Below are 18,290 nucleotides of genomic sequence, written 5' to 3' on the forward strand. Positions count from 1 at the left end.
GATCGCCATTAATATACTCCGTCGAAATGGTCATCCTTCCATCACAATTGCTCAAAGATTTCTCTCTAATGATATTGACAAACTTCTTGCCCTTGCGGAATGAATCAGCCCTGCCTTATAAAGGGGGGAAACAAGAAAATCCGATTCCCTCCCCTTTCCAAGGGGAGGGTTAGGGTGGGGTAAAACCTTGGTTAATCAACTATTTTAGACTTGTGTGTACACCATATCCATTTAAGCTACTTAGGATAAAAAAGTACTAAAAACCTCGATCGCTCAAAGCAACTTAACCGTTTTTATACGCAGATGAGTATACTCTCTGCGTATTTTTTATGAAAAAAAGATTCATCCCAATGTATATTTCTGCATTCTTTTGGGAATCATAAATCGAGGAAGCATGATAAAGCGCAAAATATGACTTCCTGAAATATCACGTAACTTTTAGAGGATAATTATGTCTAAACGCAAGTTGCCCAAAGGCCGTAGTGTTAGTTCAGTTGCTTTAGAACCAGAAGTGGCGATCGCAATTCTTGGGTTGTTTTCCGCTGCGGCTGATGGTGAAGGTATTTCTTCCACAGAAGAATATGCTTTGAGTGAATTTCTCGGTCGGGTTGACTTATTTGAAGATTACTCTGAAGAAGACTTTGAAGAATTGAACGAAAAAGTCGTCAGCTTGATTGAAGAAGAAGAAGCAGAAGATTTAATCGCCCAGTCCATCGAATCCTTACCCAATAGAAATTACCGCGAAGCTGCATACATCACAGCTATTTTAGTAGTAGGGATTGACGAAGAAGTACCCGAAAGCGAACAAGATTATATCTCTGAACTTCAAGAAGCCTTAAATATTTCAGACGAACGCGCACAAGAACTTATAGACGCAGTGTTCGGAGAGGAAGAAGAAGAAGAAGAAGAAGAAGAAGAGGAGTAAATTTTTTGACTTGCAACCTCATACCATTTTGGATTTTAGATTTTAGATTTTGGATTATGAAACATCCATTGGATAAGTGTTTCAGTTTTCCATCTGTCGCAATCATTTTTCAAATTGGTATCAGTCATCTACCATCTTTAATTTGAGGTTACTAAATTTAGAATATGAAATAATTTTGTTTGGGTTAAGTTGTTCAGATTCCCGGCTTCATGAAGAAGTTGGGAATTTTGCATTGTATCAAAAAAAACCTTTTTCAGATAAAAGTAAAATATCCTTGAGCGATCGCCATTCAACTTTCACATCACGTTATCATCGGATATTGTGGAATTTCCGTGCGTAACTCGATAGCATCTATGACCGCCTCTCACTCCGAAACTCCATCTAACAAGCCCGATGCAAGTACTTTTATTTCTGACCATCTACAGGTGGATCGCAGTAAGCTAAGTCAAATGTACTTGCATTATGTCGAGACGAAGGATAAATATCCTCACGCGGTATTGCTGTATCGGGTAGGAGATTTCTTTGAATGCTATTTCCAAGATGCTGTAAAACTAGCGCAAGAATTGGAATTAGTTCTCACTAGTAAGCAAGCTGGGGAACAGGGACGGGTGGCGATGTCTGGTGTTCCGCATCACGCTTGGGAACGCTACGCGACGATGCTGGTAGAAAAAGGCTACGCAGTAGTAATTTGCGACCAAGTTGAAGATGCTTCTGAAGCTGCTGGGAGATTGGTACGACGAGAAGTAACGCGCATTCTTACACCCGGCACTTTGCTAGAAGAGGGAATGCTCAAATCCAGTCGCAATAATTACTTAGCAGCAGTAGTCATTGCCGCAAATCATTGGGGTTTGGCGTATGCAGACATCTCCACAGGGGAATTTCTCACGACTCAAGGTAGCGATTTAGAACATTTGACCCAAGAATTAATGCGCTTACAACCTTCAGAGGTGTTAGTTCCGACAAATGCGCCCGATTTAGGTAGTTTGCTGCGTCCGGGGGAAACTTCGCCACATCTTCCTGAGTGTTTGCCACCATCATTTTGCTATAGTTTGCGATCGCAACTACCTTTTTCTCAAGGAGAAGCTAGACCTAGATTATTGCAGAAATTTAAAGTGCGATCGCTCGAAGGACTTGGTTGCGATCATCTTCCCCTCGCCGTCCGTGCGGCTGGTGGTCTTCTAGAATACTTGGAAGATACTCAAAAAGAAAACCCTGTTACTCTTCAGAGACTCCGCAGCTATACTGTCACCGACTACCTGATTGTTGACAATCAAACCCGCCGTAACTTAGAAATTACCCAAACCGTCCGGGATGGCACTTTTCACGGTTCCCTACTTTGGGCGTTAGATAAAACTAGTACAGCTATGGGTGGGCGTGCTTTGCGGCGATGGTTGTTGCAACCGCTACTCGATATTAAAGGCATTCGGGCACGTCTTGATACCATCCAAGAATTGATGGAAAATACGCCCCTGCGTCAAGATTTACGGCATTTATTACGCCAAATTTATGATTTAGAACGCCTCACAGGAAGGGCGGGTTCTGGTACAGCCAATGCTAGAGATTTAGTAGCTTTGGCAGATTCGCTCTCACGCTTACCAGAATTATCCAATTTAGTAGTTGAGACACGTTCTCCATTCCTAAAAGCTTTGCAGAAAGTCCCAAGTGTATTGGAAGAATTGGCACAAAAGTTACACTTACATCTTGTAGAATCGCCACCCATACTAATTAAAGAAGGCGGATTAATTCGCCCTAGTGTAAATCCCCTATTGGATGAAAGGAAGGCGACTGTAGAAGCAGACCAGCAATGGATTGCCAATTTGGAAGTTGATGAAAGAGCTAAAACAGGAATTTCTACACTGAAGGTAGGATTTAACAAAACCTTTGGTTATTACATCAGTATTTCTCGCACCAAAGCCGACCAAGTACCCGCTCATTATATCCGCAAGCAAACCCTGACCAATGAGGAACGTTACATCACTCCTGATTTAAAGGAACGAGAAGCCCGGATTTTGACGGCGCGAGATGATTTAAATCAGTTGGAATATGAGATTTTTACGGCGTTGCGGGAAGAGGTAGCACAAGAGGCGGAAGTAATTCGCAATTTATCTCGTGCAGTGGCGGCGGCGGATGTGTTGTGTGGTTTGGCTGAGTTGGCGGTGCATCAAGGTTACTGTCGTCCCGAAATATTGCCAGGGAGGGAGATTAACATTGTTGATGGTCGTCATCCGGTGGTGGAACAGTCTTTACCTGCGGGGTTCTTTGTGCCGAATTCGACGCAATTGGGAAGTGAGGAAACGAACCACAGAGGCGCAGAGGACGCAGAGGAGAAGGAGAAGGAAAAGAGTTTCTCCTCTCCCGCTCCTGACTTAATTATTCTCACTGGGCCAAACGCCAGTGGCAAAAGTTGTTATTTGCGGCAGGTGGGATTGATTCAGTTAATGGCGCAAATTGGTAGTTTTGTACCAGCGAGGTTTGCTAGATTGGGAATATGCGATCGCATTTTTACCCGTGTCGGTGCAGTAGATGATTTAGCAACTGGTCAATCTACCTTCATGGTTGAGATGAATGAAACCGCAAATATTCTCAACCATGCCACATCTAGGTCGCTGGTACTATTAGATGAAATTGGTCGCGGGACAGCAACATTTGATGGTCTTTCTATAGCTTGGGCGGTGGCGGAATATATAGCAGTTGATATTCGATCGCGCACAATTTTTGCCACCCATTATCATGAGTTAAATGAACTGGCTAGCATTATACCGAATGTAGCTAACTATCAGGTGACAGTGAAAGAATTACCCGACCAAATTATCTTTTTGCACCAAGTTCAACCAGGAGGTGCTGATAAGTCTTATGGAATTGAAGCGGGAAGATTGGCGGGTTTACCAGCCGTAGTTATTCAACGAGCAAAACAAGTCATGGGGCAAATTGAAAAACACAGTAAGATTGCGATGGGGCTGCAAAATCTCGATGGATAAACAAGTTTGTAGTAAGGACTTTAGTCCTTATTTTCTAAGCACTAAAGTGCTTACTACAAACCGAGGTGTTAATTACTGCCGAAAAATTTCTACTTTTTGTAATACCACTTCTTGATTCGGACGATCTCTAGTCGTAGGCACATTAGCGATCTTGTTGACTATATCTAGACCTTGGACAACTTCACCAAAAACACTGTGTTTGTTGTCAAGGTGAGGTGTTGGTGCTTCTGTAATAAACCATTGCGAACCATTAGTACCGCGTCCGGCATTAGCCATCGACAGGATACCTGCACCAGTGTGTCTCAATTCAGGATGAAACTCATCCTCAAATTGATATCCTGGGCCACCAGTACCCCATCGATTGGCTGTATCTAGATAACGACTTAGAGGATCGCCACACTGAATCATAAAATCAGGGATGACCCGGTGAAAACGAACCCCATCGTAAGCTGGAGTTCCCTTACCAGATTGACCAGTTTTAGGGTCTTTCCAGTCGATTGTTCCAGTTGCTAGACCGACAAAATTTTTGACGGTGTTAGGAGTTCGCTCTTCTTCCAAACGAACTACAATTTCACCCAAGGAAGTAATTAAACGAGCGTGCAGTGTTCCATCACCGGGAATATTAATTTCTGGAAAGTTCATTAGATATCCTATTTTAACCAGTGCCAGTATTTGAACTATATAAGTTTATCAGCATTCAAGTTACTGCCTTTAGACATGAAAAAAACCTGAAGGCAGGAAACTTGAGCCAACAAATATTTTACTCAGGCAAATTTATCGCTGGATTACGGCTAAAGAATCCTCTAGGGACTAGCTTAAAGCCAACTCGGTGAACAGGCATCACCGGCCAATCTTCCGATCGCGGAATATGAGTTACGCCCATTGTGTACCACAGTACGATATCTTCACCCATCAAGGCTTCATCGTCTGCAATATATTTTGGTAAACCTTGCCCAGCTTGAGTTTGGTTGGGATAATCGCCGCCAGCATAAAGTTCAGTAGGTTTATATTTTGTTACCCACACGTGATGAGTTGCAAATTCTGCCCGTTGACGGATTTTTGAGCCTTCCACAGGGAAAAAAATCGAGTTTCCTTCAGGCATCAGCATATATCCGGGTGCAGCACCGAGAGGATTTTTTTTGTCTGCACTGACAATCATCCATTCCCGACTGCTTTTCATATCCAAATCGCGCACAGCAGCCGTTTCTTTAGCTAGTGGGGTTTCTGAAAGTGCGATCGCATTTCCTAAAGGATTTTTCTCATCCATCGGCAAAGCTTTCACATTCATTTCCATCACAGAATTTGCCTGACCGTCTACATCGAAATCTAGGCGATAGTTGAAAAAGTGCTGGTGATTGACTCCGAAGATATTCTTAGCAATTAACCGACCATAGGAATCATCATCAGATTGCTTTTGGGCAGCCGTTCCCTGCGCCAATACGATACCCGTTAATTCATTTTGGACTTCCAAAGTCCCATCCTGGTGAAAGATCCAATTGATGCTGTAATCATAGTTGTCAATAGCTACCGTCATCTTCATCACTAATTCTCGACTGCGACGGACATCATTACGCTGAGTATTATATTCATAGTGCTTCCACAGCATTCCGTTATCGCGCTCGTAGATACCGATAACTCCTGGTATTTTATAAGGTTCTCCCTGTTCATTAGCAAATACAGAATTTAGCAACAAGCCATTTTCGGGAATTTCTTTACCTAATTCCATCGTATTTGCTAGTAAACCTAAGTTGTATTCCCCAACATCAAAGGCATTTCTGAACGACCAAGTAGGCTCAGGATTACCATAAGGTACTACCATTTCTGAGAGACTGGCGCGATATAAAACTGGTCGAATATTTTCCCCGTCTTTGTGCGTCACTTGATAAAGCATTAATCCATTACGAGGATGCATTGAATAGCGAAACTTCCAACCTTGCCAGCTAATTTCATTGTCTTTTATCTGGAAACTTCTACCATTAGGTTGCAGAATCTTTAATGATTTAAGTGGTGACAGTAATTTGCCCAAGAATTTGATATCATAATCCCAGTTTTCTTTAGAGAAAGGTACGTTTCCTCTATCAACGAAACTAGCAATTTTACCCGTGTTCAAATTGACTGTTGCTAAGATTCCTTCAATGGGACTACCGTAATAGTTCCAGCCTTTCCCTTTGTAGTAAAATAAGCCGCGACAAAGACGATTACCTGTTGCTTCTTCCTGTTCGCTCAGAATTCCTGGTGCCCACCAACTGATTTTAACTCGAGCGAAATCGTTAATTCCCCGCCTTTGCATCGCTTTTTGCCATCGAGGATCGGCTTTAACGACCTGAGTTGCTAGTTCATATTCTGAATTAACGATCGCAGGTTGAACTGACGGTATTTCTTTCCAAGAACTTAAGGTTTTGCTTCTCAGGTCAACGATACCTTCAAAGGTTTTGTTTTCTGAACGTTCATAGATTACCAAAAAAACTTTTCGCTGGAAGGCCTTCCCAGGTGTAAAATTTATCACTTCCTCTTTATCTGGTTCTTGTAAAGCAATAAGAGGAAAAGCTGCCATTTCGCTCAATTTTTTTTCTCTTTGGATGACGGAAACAGCTGTGCTAATTTCTACCTCAGTTAGTGAAGTGAGAGGATGGGAAATCGAAGGCTGTTGAGCCATCAATGTTTCCATTAATCCGATTGAGAAAGAAATGACAACAATGATGGCAATAGCTAGCCATAAAAAATGCTTTAGCCGCTTAATCATCTTTTACATTTTTACAAAAGACTTATAGTTATCTATTTCCAAACCTAAGATTGAAAACCGATAAATTCAGAGGCTAAAGCGAAATTAATTATAATAAAATAACCCCACCCTGCTAAAGCACAGCTATAGCGGGGTGGGGTTCCGGGTATTATGCTTAATTACCTGGACATTATCTTACGCAGAAACCAAACGACGTAAAGATTCAGCACGACGTTTAGCAATAGAGTTATTTGGAGCTAATTTAAGTGCTTCTTCGTAACTTTGTAACGCCTGAGTCGTTAATTTTTTCTTCTCGTAGGCGTGACCGAGATTATTCAATCCTGTTACGTAGTCTGGTTTAGATTTGAGAGCTTCTTTGTACTGACGAATTGCTAAGTCATATTGCTCTTGGGTAAAATAAATATAGCCGAGTCCGTTGTAAATGGGGGCGATATCTTCTTCTCCCTCTTCTTCAGCAGCTTTGAGAGCTTTTTGAAATAGCGCGATCGCTTGAGAGTACATTTTCTTTTCTGAATAAATGCTGCCTAACTCATAATATTCTTGAGTCGTACCCTTTTCTTTCTCTAATTTCTTTCGCAATTTTGCAAAAGAGCCTTCAACCTTGCGAGTTTTGAAAATTTGGCGAAACACACTCACGGCTGCAATTGTGAGTATAACCACCAAAATTGAGAGATAAACAACGGCTAGACTGTTATCCATTACTGCAAATACAAATATTATAAAGTTTGTTATTTGTTTTTTGTCATTTGTTATTCACTAATGACTAATGACCAATTTACGGTAAACCCCAATATTGAGAGCGTTCCTGGAGCCAACCTTTTTCTAAATAACGAGCGATCGCTTGATTCACGTTTCGTCTAAACTCATCGTACTGCAATCCCTTGGGCATTACTACACATAAAGGTTCAGTTGATAACTTAGTTGGCAGTAACCGATATTGAGGATATTGTTGCACCCAACCACTTAGAACACTAGCATCTGCGGCAAAGGCTACGGCGGCATTATTTTCTATTTCCTCTCGCGCTTCTTTATAGGAATCTACTCCTACTAACTCGGCGTTTGGCAGATAGTATCGCACTTTAGCAATGGTACTGGAGTTGTTGAGTACGGCAATTTTTTGTTTTGCCAAATCATTCAACTGCTGTACAGAGGCATCTTTTGTAACTAATACAGTGCCATCCAAATAGTAGGGAACACTGAAACTAACTATGCGGGCGCGTGACTCGGTTGCTGTGACTCTAGCGATCGCAAAATCAACTTTCTTGTCTAAAACTACAGACAGGCGATCGCGATTCGCTACAGGTTGAAATTTTACAGCTTCGGCTTTACCAACCAAGTCAGCTGCCAAACGCTTGGTCAAGTCAATTTCTAAGCCTTGCAAATTCCCGTTGTCATCCTTAAATCCCAAGGGACGCAAGTTATCTTTCACGGCAACATTTAAATAGCCTCGCTGCTGAATTTCTGACATTTCGGCAGCAGATGCAGTTAATCCTGTCCCTACTAGAGAAAAGCAAAAAAGCCAAAAGATAGTGGCGGATAATACCAGATGTAACCGAGTAATTGCTTGCCGTCTGTTACATCTGTTATACATCCCTCACCACCTTTATCCTTTAGCTTGAAGTGCCAATTCAGCAACTTTGCCGAAACTAGCTGGATCGAGGACTGCTAATTGCGCCAGCATCTTGCGATTTAGTTGGATATCAGCTTTTTTCAAGTTACCGATCAACTGGCTATAACTCAAGCCGTGTTGCCTGGAAGCAGCATTGATGCGGGTAATCCAGAGGCGACGAAAATCGCGCTTTTTCTTTTTGCGATCGCGGTAGGCACTCCGTAGCGCCTTCATCACTTGTTGGTTGGCAGTTCTAAACAGAGTTGAATGGGAACCGCGAAAACCTTTAGCTAGTTTGAGAATTTTATTGCGGCGTTTGCGAGCTACATTACCGCGTTTTACCCGAGTCATAACTTATTTCCTAAAATACTTACAAATATGGGAGCATCAAGCGCACGTTAAGTTCGTCGCGTTCGTGTACAAGCGCACTCTTACGCATACCACGTTTTTTGTCAGAGGATTTGTGTTCTAAAAGGTGGCTTTTGAACGCTTTACGACGGACGATTTTACCGCTACCGGTGGCACGGAATCGTTTTGCCGCGGCTTTACGAGTCTTTAGTTTAGGCATGGTCTGGCTTTGATTCGACACGATCCATTATTATATACTATTAAAATTGCTATAACTGCAATTAAATAAAGGATTTAGCCAACCGCGATCGCTGTAGATAAACTTAGCTTCACTTATGGATGAGGTCAATATAGTCGAATATGACCCACGTTGGGCGACTTTGTTTGCAGAAGAAGCCGAGCGGATTTGGCAGGCACTAGGCAATGACTTAGTTATAGAAATTGAACATATTGGTAGTACCGCAGTACCAGGAATGGCAGCCAAACCAGTTATTGACATTATGGTGGGAGTGCGTTCCTTAGTAGATGCAAAATCTGCTATTTTGGCTTTAGAATCTTTGGGATACGTTTATTGGCATGAAGATACGCGTCCTGGACGGATGTTTTTTGTCAAAGGAATGCCGCCATACGGAAAGCAACGTACTCATCATGTTCACATAGTAGAGATTGACAGCGAATTTTGGGAGCGCAAGTTATTTTGCGACTATTTGAGAAAGCATCCTGAAGAGGCGAAACGCTACGAAGTTCTAAAACGTAATTTAGCGGCAAGTTTTCGGAGCGATCGCGAGGCTTATACCAATGGTAAAAATGACTATATCCGTGCTTTGATGGTCAAAGCACGGTGTAATGAGATGGGAAAAAGCTAAAGCCATTGATTATTTAACTTTTTTAACTGGCCTTGACTTTGGGATCTAAAATTATTTGCGAAGTGGATTTATTCACATGGTAAGTCCAAAATTGCTCTTTAACCTTGACAATCACTTCCCAGCCTTCCACAGGGTCGTACTGCTGGGTGCAGACTTCGCCAAAGTTGAATTGGCAGAGATTTCCAAAGGTTTTTGGTGTAGTTTGAGTAATTTTTAAATCAGTAATTCCCACCCCAGAACGGCTTGAAGCATCGCTCAAAATTGCATCTGCGATCGCCTTCGGCAATGTTTGTGAAGTACTCACTTTCGGATCTAAAATGATTTGCTTTCCAGATTTATCTACATGGTAAGTCCACGAATCTTGACGGACTCTGACAAGTACTTCCCAGCCTTCAATGGGGTTGTATTCCCTAGTACAAACTTCTCCAAATTTGAACACACAGGGATTACTAAAGGTTTTCGATGTGACTTGGGTAATCTCTAATTCCCGTTTACGCAAGCCGGAATGCCTAGAAGCATTTCGTAAAATTTTATTAGCGATCGCTTTCGGCAACTCGTTTGCTTGGGATTGGGATACTTGAGTGCCGTCTGGGTAAGGGATAGCACCAGCAGAATTGTTTTCAATGAGTCCAAATCCACAAGATAGCAAGCTTGTCAACACCAGCGTCAAGAAAATTCCTCTGGGTGACTGGAAGGTGCTTTTAATTACGGCAGATGCTCGGATGATGGATTTCATATATTATGTATTGATTGTTAAAAATTTAACAGATAATATTGCACCTGTGTTGACTCTTACCATTGATTTGCCCACTCTTGACAGCCATCCATTTTTCTTAACTTTACACCAATGGCATCCTGCCCACCCCACAATCATATTGGAAAAATATTAGTGCAAAATTAGTGCAAATTAAAGGTGCAACAGCTTACCTTCCAACATCCAAGTTAAAGTAGAAACTACTATCCAATAGCGTTCGGTTAAGGTTTTTTGATGAAAACTATAAATCTCAAAGACGCGATAAATCGGCGTCAAGACAATAATCAGTCGTTTTGTCTTGACGCCGATTCATCGCGTCTCTTGCCTTAACCGAACAGTATTAGACGGCATCGCATTTGCTATTATTAAGAGCTTATCTTCTTAAACTGCGGGGGTCGAGTGCATCTCTCAGCCCATCACCGAGTAGGTTAAATGCCAGCACTGTGAGAATAATCAACACAGCCGGCGGCCAAATTAACCAAGGTTGCAACACCAAAATTGAAGCATTGCTAGCCAGAGAAAGCATATTTCCCCAAGAGGGATCTGGTTGTTGAATTCCCAAGCCGATGAGACTCAATATCGCCTCTGCACCAATAAAGCCGGGAATTGCAAGAGTCGCAGAGATAACTACATAACTAGCCGTTTGCGGTAAAACGTGACGGACGATGATATAAATTGGGTTCGCGCCCATTGCCCGGGCTGCTTGGACAAATTCTCGCTCTTTAAGTGATAGTATTTGTCCCCGAATGACCCGTGCTAAACCAGCCCAGCTAATAACTGAAGTAATCACTACAATCAGCAAAAAGCGCTGGGTACTACTTAAACCCGCTGGTAAGACTGCGCCCAATGTTACCAAAAGATAAATACTGGGGAAAGTCATTAACACTTCTGCCAAACGCATAATGACACTATCAGTCACACCGCCGAAATAGCCAGAAATTCCCCCAATGAGTAAACCGAGGGGATAGGTAATGATAATGCCAAAAATCCCGATAAACATACTGATGCGACCGCCATGCAGCAAGCGACTAAATTGGTCGCGGCCTTGGTCATCAGTGCCCAAAATATTGACTTTTGCGCCAGTTGTTGTGCCAAATAAATGCCAATTTAAGGGGATACCAGAAAAGATTGTGACTTCATCCCACTTCGGCGGTAGTGGCAAACTCATCTGCAACAATCGGTATTCTGGCCCGGAAACAAATAGACGCAAGGGTGAAGGCTTTGTCGAGTCTACAATGAGTTTGCGATCGCCTGTATCTAAATTCGTATCTCCCTGAGTTGTCGGATAAACATAAGGCCCGACAAACTGCCCTGATTGAGAAACCCAATGTATCTTAGTTGGTGGCAGCAGTGAACCATTAGGCTGTGAAGCATAGGGGTCATAAGGAGCTACGAAATCAGCTGCAATTACTCCTATATAGAAAATTAACAGCAAAATGGCCCCAAAACGTGCCAAAGGATTTTTCTTCAGTCGTCGCCACCAATCCATAGTAGTTAGGAGTTATAAGTTAGGAGTTATGAGTTATTAAGTTTTTATCTTAATTCATAACTCATGATTAATAATTTTCAACTCCAAAACTCCTAACTCCTAACTCCTAACTCCTAACTCTTAACTGCTAACTTCTCTAAATAGCGCTGCTGTTCTTCCTGTTGTTTTTCATGTTCCACAACAAACACGTTTGAGTAAAGATTCGCGAGAATTTGTTTTCCCTGTTGTGTCAATGATAGGTAATGCAGTCCTTCTTGGATATAGGGATATACGCCATTCCAGTAAAACTTAGCGTAGTTGTTACGCAAATCGGCAGGGGTTTTATAGCCCAAAACTTTGTTTACACCAGTTTCTTCAAATTCGTAAAATAAAGAAGTAATTTTCTTCAGGTAACGCGGGTCGCTTAGTTGACCAATTAAATCAGCAGCACGGACTAATCCTGCAAAGCACTTTGTATCTTGATGATCTTCTGCCGCCGGCACGGGAAATCGAGTCAATTCAATATTGCTTTTAATTGCCTCAGCATCGATTAACTTGTGACCTCCAAACCGCTCATCAATAAACAGTTTGGCTCTATCAACATGATACGGCGTCAGGCTGGCATCAGAAGCGCCAGCAGCCACAGAAATCATTCTGCCATTTTTACCTGTGGAATATAGGTTTGCTGTTTCTCGGTCTTGTCGGCAAACTCCCTTAACATAGCCAATATCATGACTGACTAAAGAAATAATACAATGCAACCAGTCTTCACTAGAAACACCGCCTTCCCTGATGTGTTTGCCACGTAAAATTTCTTGTCCCACTAGGGTTACTAAGACAGTGTGTTCAACATTGTGGTAAAGAGCATCGCTATTGGCAATGTTTTCCAAAGCCATGTTACCCGCCCAGGCGATAATGTCCTGATAATCATTTTTAAAGCAGCCATAAGTGCGACGGTAGCCGTCTCGAATTTCATTTACAAAGGCATCAATTAAAATTTCAGTGGCATTGAACATATCTGCTTTCTCTGGTAAATACCAATTTTTTATTGATTTGATTTCAAAATTCCAGAATCAAGGCCACCCTTGCTGGAATGTAAGGCAATGGAGTTTGCTCCTTTGTAACTCACGTGTAGCTGTAGACGCTAGCTTTATCTATGCCTGGATACATGACTTCCTGGCATAGATAAAGGCTTTAGAGAAATTATTACGTATAAAAGCAATCTCTTGGTATAGCGAAATACATAAATACTTTCGATTCTAATTAGATAAATCTAGATGAGCTATATCAGTTTTTCATATCTAAGCATTGGTTGACAGTGATCTAAATACAGATGGTGTGTGACATCAAGTAGCTCTATGAGATGAGATAATTTTTTGTATCATAATCTACATAAAATTTATTACCATTTTTATGGTAGTAATTTCTCTTGGTAACAAAGTTGTCTTATATACTATTGCAGATAAAAGACATTTGCTATGAAATGCGTCATAGTTGATATCGAAGTGAATAAACTTCAAGTTTTCTTAAGAAAATACCAAGATTTGGTATGCATAGACAGCAAGTAGAGGTGGAACTGTGAGCGATGAAAGTCTTTCAGAAGTTGAGGTGGAAGAAGCTATAACCTCTGAAGATAGGAGTTTTTTAAGCAAATCAGATCAAAAACTAACCAGGGCGTGGTTGAAGCCATTATTCTTGGGTACTGGTTTAGGAATTGCGATCGCCTTGGTTGTGATGAGTGTATTAAATCGTTTTCCATCCCGTCAACAAAGTGCGGTAGCGGATAAAAAAGTTAACCCAGCGATGACAGTCACCATCGCCACAGTAGAAACCGCCCGTGTTGTCCGTACACTCAAAACTACTGGGACTGTAGCCGCGAGTGATTTAATTCCGGTGCTACCGCAAACAAACGGTTTACAGATTAAAAGCATTCCCGTAAATGTCAAAGAAGGAGCTTTTGTCAAACAAGGTCAAGTGTTGGCGGTGTTAGATGGTTCCATACTCCAAAGCCAAATTAGCCAAGCAAAAGCAGACGTGGAATCGAAACAAGCAGATGTGGTATCGAAACAAGCAGATGTGGCATCGAAACAAGCAGATTTGGCATCAAATAAAGCAATAGTCCAGCAAAGACAAGCCGATTTAGCTCAAGCCAAGGCGAGGTTAGAGGAAGCAGGCAAGAATTATCAGCGCTATCAACAACTCGCTGACTCTGGGACAATTAGCAAACAAGAACTTGATACTCGTTCCTACAATGTGAAAACTGCCATAGAAGTTGTGAACCTGTCCCAAGAAAATATACGCAGTGCCCAGGCTAATATCGGCAGTGCCCAAGCCAATATTAATAACGCCCAAGCGATCGTCAACAAAGCCAAAGCCGATGTCAAGAGCAGTTCTGCTAAGGTGCAACAACTGCAAACTCAGTTAGGACAAACTGTGGTACGTGCACCGGTTTCGGGAGTAATCGCTGAGAAACTGGCTAGAGTCGGTGATGTGACTGGCGTACCGCCGCAAACCCAGGTGGGAACTGTGATTGGTGGCACACAAAAACTATTTTCGATTATCCGAGATGAAAAGTTAGAACTTCAGGCGAAGGTGCCCGAAACTCAACTAACTCAGGTGAAAATTGGCGCATCGGTGCAAATTACTTCTGATGTCGATCGGCGGGTGCGATCGCAAGGACGAGTTAGAGATATACAACCACAGCTGAACGATCAAAGACGGGAGGCGACAGTGAAAATTGACTTGCCGCCAACAACTTTACTTAAACCAGGAATGTTTGCTAGTGCCGCGATTACTACTGATTCAGGGATGAAAATGGTAGTGCCACAAAAAGCAGTGCAGTCCCAAGGTGACGCAAGTGTAATTGTATTCATCTTATCGAGTGAAAATACAGTCAGTAGCCAGAAAGTAGAATTAGGAGATCCTGGTAATAACGACACAGTGGAAATCAAGAGTGGGTTACAGTTAGGCGATCGCGTTGTAGTTGATGGTGCTGGCTATCTCAAAGATGGGGATAAGGTTCGAGTTGCAAGTTGAAGGGAATGGGAAGAAATAACCAATGACCGACCAATGACAAATGACCAATGACAAATCCAAAATCTAAAATCTAAAATTCTCCGATGTCTTTTAATATCTCAGCTTGGTCGATCAAAAAACCTGTTCCCACAATAGTTTTATTTTTAATTTTGACAGTAATCGGTTGGTTCTCCTTTATATCCTTGGGGATTGATACTAACCCAAATATTGATGTGCCAACAGTTTCGATCAAAGTCATCCAACCAGGTGCAGGCCCAGCAGAATTAGAATCTCAAGTGACGAAAAAAATTGAAGATGCCGTCGCCGGGTTGGGCAATATCGATTTTATGATTTCCACCGTCAGCGATGGGAATTCTAAGACGACAATCAATTTTGTTTTGGGTACAGATAGCGATCGCGCCACCAATGATGTTAGAAATGCGATCGCTCAAATTCGCCAAGATTTACCCCAAGACATTAACGATCCAATTGTGGAACGCCTAGAATTTTCCGGCGGCCCGGTGATTACCTACGCAGTTAAATCAGATCGGCGTTCTGTAGAAGAATTAAGCAATCTCGTAGACCAAACTATTAGCCGTACCTTGTTGGGAGTTCGTGGTGTAGCACAAATTCAGCGCGTGGGTGGTGTTGACCGAGAAATTCGCATTAATCTTAATCCAGACCGCTTACAATCTTTAGCAATTACCGCCACTCAGGTAAACGACCAAATCCGCGCTTTGAACATTAACTTACCTGGGGGACGTGCTGAAGTTGGTGGTAGCGAACAAAGTATCCGTACTTTAGGAAGTGCTGTTAGTGTCGATATTTTGAAAACCTACGAAATCGTTTTACCACAAGGTGGTTCTGTACCGTTATCTAGCCTGGGAACTGTAGAAGATAAATTTGGTGATGTGCGCCAAGCCGCCCGTTTGAATAATCAACCCGTCGTAGCTTTCCAAGTCTTGCGTAGTACTGGCAGCGTTCTGGTGACAGTAGAAGAAGGAGTCAAAGCAGCAGTCAAACAACTAGAAAAAACCCTTCCTCCAGATGTCAAACTGGATTTAATTTTTACTAGAGCCGATATTGTCCGCCAATCTTACCAAAGCACCATTGATGAGTTGATTCAAGCTTCGGTGCTGGCGGTCATCGTTATTTTAGTGTTTTTGCGAGACTGGCGAGCAACATTAATTACGGCTGTTGCCTTACCCCTATCAATAATTCCCACCTTTGCAGTGCAGCAAGCCCTTGGTTACACCCTCAACAACATGACTTTGTTGGCATTAGCGCTGGCGGTGGGCAACTTGGTAGATGATGCCGTTGTGGAAATTGAAAATATGGAACGGCATATCGCTATGGGTAAGTCGGCTTGGGAAGCGGCTTTTGAGTCTTCCGACGAAGTAGGATTAGCGGTAATCGCCAGTTCAGCGACAATTATTGCAGTGTTTCTGCCCGTTGCCTTTATGGGTGGAATTCCAGGGCAATTTTTTCAACCATTTGGCGTTACCGTTGCGGCTTCCACAATTTTTTCAACTCTTGTCGCGCGGATGGTTACGCCGATGATGGGGGCGTATCTTTTAAAGGAGGCGGAGGGGCAGAGGGGAGTAATAAAAATTTTTAATTTTAAATTTACACTTCCAGGTGGTGGGAAGGGAAGTAAAAAACTCACACCTGAAAAGCATCGGGGCTTTCAACCTTATAGATCAGTCTTAGAGTGGGCATTACGCCATAGATTGACAACAATAGCGATCGCATTAGCTTTCTTCATTGCCAGTGCGATGCTGGTTCCCTTAATTCCCAAGGGTTTTGTTGATGATGGTGATTTTGGAATTTCCAACGTTTCTATAGAATTACCTCCTGGTTCCACGTTAGAAGACGTTAACAAGGTAGTCACCCAAGCGACTGATATCATCCGCCAAAATCCAGTAGTTGAACGTGTACTAGCAACAGAAGAGATCAATTCTGCCAGCCTTGCGATTAATCTCAAACCCAGAGAGGAACGAAATATTTCCCAAAAACAGTTTGAGGAACAAGTGCGTCCTGACTTTGAGCAAATACCAGGAGCGAGAATTAGTTTTCAAAGTCAGTCACCGGGTGACAGCCGCAAAGGTTTATCAATTGTCCTCAGAAGTGAAAATCCCGAAGCGTTGAATCAAGCTGCTGATGCCCTAGAAAAGCAGATGCGATCGCTAGCTGGATTGGTAGAAGTGGCTTCGACTGCCAGTTTAGTCAAACCAGAGATTTTGGTAATTCCTAACCCCCAACGGGCAGCAGATTTGGGGGTGACAGTGCAAGCGATCGCTCGGACTGCTTCTCTTGCCACCATCGGCGATAATGAGGCCAACTTGGCAAAATTTAATTTAAGCGATCGCCAAATCCCCATTCGCGTGCAAATCGATCCGCAAGCGCGGGCTGACATCAACACAATCACAAATCTGCAAGTACTCAGTCAAAATGGTAGATTGGTTCCCCTCATCGCAGTGGCAGATATCCGCTTTGGTAGCGGACCTGCTACCATCAACCGTTACGATCGCGCCCGTCAAGTTGCCGTAGAAGCCAATTTGCAAGGGCTTTCTTTAGGAGAGGCAGTGCAAACAATTAACCAACTACCTGCGATGCAAAACTTACCGCCAGGAGTAGTACAGCAACCATCAGGCAGCGCCAAAATTATGCAAGACATTTTCGGTCGCTTTGGCGGTGCGTTGGGGCTGGCATTAATGTGTATCTATGCAATTCTGGTACTGCTGTATGACAACTTTCTTCATCCATTATCGATTATGGCAGCCTTACCCTTTTGTTTAGGCGGCGCATTGGTAGCGTTGATGGTTGCTCAAAAACCCTTGGGAATATATGCCCTGATTGGGATTGTGTTGCTGTTGGGGATTGTCACCAAAAACTCGATTCTGTTAGTTGACTATACCATCATCAATATGCAGCAAGGTAAAACCCAACGTCAGGCACTCATAGAATCGGGTGTATCACGTTTGCGTCCGATTCTCATGACATCTCTGGCAACGATCGCCGGTATTCTGCCCTTAGCATTAGGAATTGGTGCGGGTTCTGAAGTTCGTCAACCGATGGGAATTGCCATTATGGGCGGTTTCACAACTTCTACTCTGTTGACACTGGTGGTAGTGCCAGTGATATTTAGTTACATTGACAACTTTCAAACTTGGATTATGCATACATTGCATTATGGCTTTGGTAAAAAACCATCGCGCCCATAATTGTAGAGACGGCGATTATATCGCGTCTCCTTAACCGCACCGTATTGCTTCTGCCCCTGTACCTATTGTGCGATCGCATTTCTCAGTGGGAATCATAACAAACAGATTCACCTGAGTAAATAACCAATGGCTTACCAAAACATCACCGCCTCCCTTTCCCCAGCAGATGTTCAAGAAATTAAAGCAGCCTTTGCGACTATCCAAGCAAAGATGCCTTTTCTTGTGACTCTGAGTGCAGAAGAACGACGTAACTTATTTAAGATGGGCGATAAAATATCTCCAAGGGTTAGATGTATACAAAAAAACTTTTCAGACATCCTCTAAGTGCGATCGCTTTCATCGCTATGATCGAATAAACTT

The 18,290-nt window shown here is 42.6% G+C and carries 15 protein-coding genes; 6 read left to right on the plus strand and 9 right to left on the minus strand.

Annotated features, from left to right (window positions below):
• The first annotated feature begins 451 nt into the window (after window positions 1–451).
• A complete protein-coding gene (locus tag V7K44_RS20305) occupies window positions 452–925 on the plus strand; it encodes a tellurite resistance TerB family protein (protein ID WP_334933733.1) in 474 nt (157 codons plus the stop codon).
• Between the two features lie 353 nt (window positions 926–1,278).
• The gene (gene mutS, locus V7K44_RS20310; protein WP_334933735.1) at window positions 1,279–3,903 is read left to right on the plus strand and encodes a DNA mismatch repair protein MutS; all 2,625 of its coding nucleotides are present in this window, start codon (window positions 1,279–1,281) and stop codon (window positions 3,901–3,903) included.
• Window positions 3,904–3,975: 72 nt separating this feature from the next.
• On the opposite strand, the gene V7K44_RS20315 is transcribed toward mutS, so the two are convergent.
• The 6 genes from V7K44_RS20315 to rpmI form a co-directional block, all read right to left on the minus strand.
• Window positions 3,976–4,545 carry a peptidylprolyl isomerase gene (locus tag V7K44_RS20315; protein WP_292738596.1) on the minus strand — a complete coding sequence of 190 codons (570 nt, stop codon included), beginning with the start codon at window positions 4,543–4,545 and terminating at the stop codon, window positions 3,976–3,978.
• Window positions 4,546–4,663: 118 nt separating this feature from the next.
• Window positions 4,664–6,646: a primary-amine oxidase gene (locus V7K44_RS20320; protein ID WP_334933737.1), complete on the minus strand. Its 1,983-nt coding sequence runs from the start codon at window positions 6,644–6,646 to the stop codon at window positions 4,664–4,666.
• Between the two features lie 174 nt (window positions 6,647–6,820).
• Complete coding sequence (locus V7K44_RS20325; RefSeq protein ID WP_334933739.1) at window positions 6,821–7,345, minus strand: tetratricopeptide repeat protein; 525 nt, start codon at window positions 7,343–7,345, stop codon at window positions 6,821–6,823.
• A gap of 76 nt (window positions 7,346–7,421) precedes the next feature.
• Entirely contained in the window at window positions 7,422–8,237 is an 816-nt protein-coding gene (locus V7K44_RS20330; RefSeq protein ID WP_334933741.1) for a transporter substrate-binding domain-containing protein, read from the minus strand.
• Window positions 8,238–8,249: 12 nt separating this feature from the next.
• The gene (rplT, locus tag V7K44_RS20335) at window positions 8,250–8,606 is read right to left on the minus strand and encodes a 50S ribosomal protein L20 (RefSeq protein WP_289795542.1); all 357 of its coding nucleotides are present in this window, start codon (window positions 8,604–8,606) and stop codon (window positions 8,250–8,252) included.
• Between the two features lie 19 nt (window positions 8,607–8,625).
• Window positions 8,626–8,823 carry a 50S ribosomal protein L35 gene (rpmI, locus tag V7K44_RS20340; protein WP_094350284.1) on the minus strand — a complete coding sequence of 66 codons (198 nt, stop codon included), beginning with the start codon at window positions 8,821–8,823 and terminating at the stop codon, window positions 8,626–8,628.
• Between the two features lie 115 nt (window positions 8,824–8,938).
• Between rpmI and V7K44_RS20345 the strand changes: the two genes are divergently transcribed.
• Window positions 8,939–9,469: a GrpB family protein gene (locus V7K44_RS20345; protein ID WP_334933744.1), complete on the plus strand. Its 531-nt coding sequence runs from the start codon at window positions 8,939–8,941 to the stop codon at window positions 9,467–9,469.
• A gap of 22 nt (window positions 9,470–9,491) precedes the next feature.
• Here V7K44_RS20345 and V7K44_RS20350 read toward each other — a convergent pair whose 3' ends face one another.
• From V7K44_RS20350 to V7K44_RS20360, 3 genes are all read right to left on the minus strand, one after another.
• Entirely contained in the window at window positions 9,492–10,205 is a 714-nt protein-coding gene (locus V7K44_RS20350; protein WP_334933746.1) for a hypothetical protein, read from the minus strand.
• A gap of 391 nt (window positions 10,206–10,596) precedes the next feature.
• Window positions 10,597–11,712 carry an ABC transporter permease gene (locus V7K44_RS20355; protein WP_334933748.1) on the minus strand — a complete coding sequence of 372 codons (1,116 nt, stop codon included), beginning with the start codon at window positions 11,710–11,712 and terminating at the stop codon, window positions 10,597–10,599.
• A gap of 113 nt (window positions 11,713–11,825) precedes the next feature.
• Complete coding sequence (locus V7K44_RS20360) at window positions 11,826–12,707, minus strand: Npun_R2479 family HD domain-containing metalloprotein (protein WP_334898388.1); 882 nt, start codon at window positions 12,705–12,707, stop codon at window positions 11,826–11,828.
• A gap of 562 nt (window positions 12,708–13,269) precedes the next feature.
• On the opposite strand from V7K44_RS20360, the gene V7K44_RS20365 reads away from it, so the two are divergent.
• The 3 genes from V7K44_RS20365 to V7K44_RS20375 all read left to right on the plus strand — a co-directional run bounded on the left by V7K44_RS20365 (window position 13,270) and on the right by V7K44_RS20375 (window position 18,254).
• Window positions 13,270–14,727, plus strand: a complete 1,458-nt coding sequence (locus tag V7K44_RS20365; protein ID WP_334933751.1) for an efflux RND transporter periplasmic adaptor subunit — start codon at window positions 13,270–13,272, stop codon at window positions 14,725–14,727.
• 83 nt (window positions 14,728–14,810) lie between these two features.
• Window positions 14,811–17,930, plus strand: coding sequence for an efflux RND transporter permease subunit (locus tag V7K44_RS20370; protein ID WP_334933753.1), 3,120 nt, complete (start codon window positions 14,811–14,813; stop codon window positions 17,928–17,930).
• Between the two features lie 126 nt (window positions 17,931–18,056).
• On the plus strand, window positions 18,057–18,254 hold the full coding sequence (locus V7K44_RS20375; protein ID WP_334933866.1) for a hypothetical protein: 198 nt from the start codon (window positions 18,057–18,059) through the stop codon (window positions 18,252–18,254).
• Window positions 18,255–18,290: the final 36 nt, after the last annotated feature.

The sequence above is a fragment of the Nostoc sp. genome (assembly GCF_036917235.1).
Lineage (GTDB): Bacteria > Cyanobacteriota > Cyanobacteriia > Cyanobacteriales > Nostocaceae > Nostoc.

Excerpts from the sequence above, each read along its gene's own strand:
- V7K44_RS20305 (WP_334933733.1), top strand. The coding sequence starts at position 452 with ATGTCTAAACGCAAGTTGCCCAAAGGCCGTAGTGTTAGTTCAGTTGCT.
- mutS (WP_334933735.1), top strand. The coding sequence starts at position 1,279 with ATGACCGCCTCTCACTCCGAAACTCCATCTAACAAGCCCGATGCAAGT.
- V7K44_RS20315 (WP_292738596.1), bottom strand. The coding sequence starts at position 4,545 with ATGAACTTTCCAGAAATTAATATTCCCGGTGATGGAACACTGCACGCT.
- V7K44_RS20320 (WP_334933737.1), bottom strand. The coding sequence starts at position 6,646 with ATGATTAAGCGGCTAAAGCATTTTTTATGGCTAGCTATTGCCATCATT.
- V7K44_RS20325 (WP_334933739.1), bottom strand. The coding sequence starts at position 7,345 with ATGGATAACAGTCTAGCCGTTGTTTATCTCTCAATTTTGGTGGTTATA.
- V7K44_RS20330 (WP_334933741.1), bottom strand. The coding sequence starts at position 8,237 with ATGTATAACAGATGTAACAGACGGCAAGCAATTACTCGGTTACATCTG.
- rplT (WP_289795542.1), bottom strand. The coding sequence starts at position 8,606 with ATGACTCGGGTAAAACGCGGTAATGTAGCTCGCAAACGCCGCAATAAA.
- rpmI (WP_094350284.1), bottom strand. The coding sequence starts at position 8,823 with ATGCCTAAACTAAAGACTCGTAAAGCCGCGGCAAAACGATTCCGTGCC.
- V7K44_RS20345 (WP_334933744.1), top strand. The coding sequence starts at position 8,939 with ATGGATGAGGTCAATATAGTCGAATATGACCCACGTTGGGCGACTTTG.
- V7K44_RS20350 (WP_334933746.1), bottom strand. The coding sequence starts at position 10,205 with ATGAAATCCATCATCCGAGCATCTGCCGTAATTAAAAGCACCTTCCAG.
- V7K44_RS20355 (WP_334933748.1), bottom strand. The coding sequence starts at position 11,712 with ATGGATTGGTGGCGACGACTGAAGAAAAATCCTTTGGCACGTTTTGGG.
- V7K44_RS20360 (WP_334898388.1), bottom strand. The coding sequence starts at position 12,707 with ATGTTCAATGCCACTGAAATTTTAATTGATGCCTTTGTAAATGAAATT.
- V7K44_RS20370 (WP_334933753.1), top strand. The coding sequence starts at position 14,811 with ATGTCTTTTAATATCTCAGCTTGGTCGATCAAAAAACCTGTTCCCACA.
- V7K44_RS20375 (WP_334933866.1), top strand. The coding sequence starts at position 18,057 with ATGGCTTACCAAAACATCACCGCCTCCCTTTCCCCAGCAGATGTTCAA.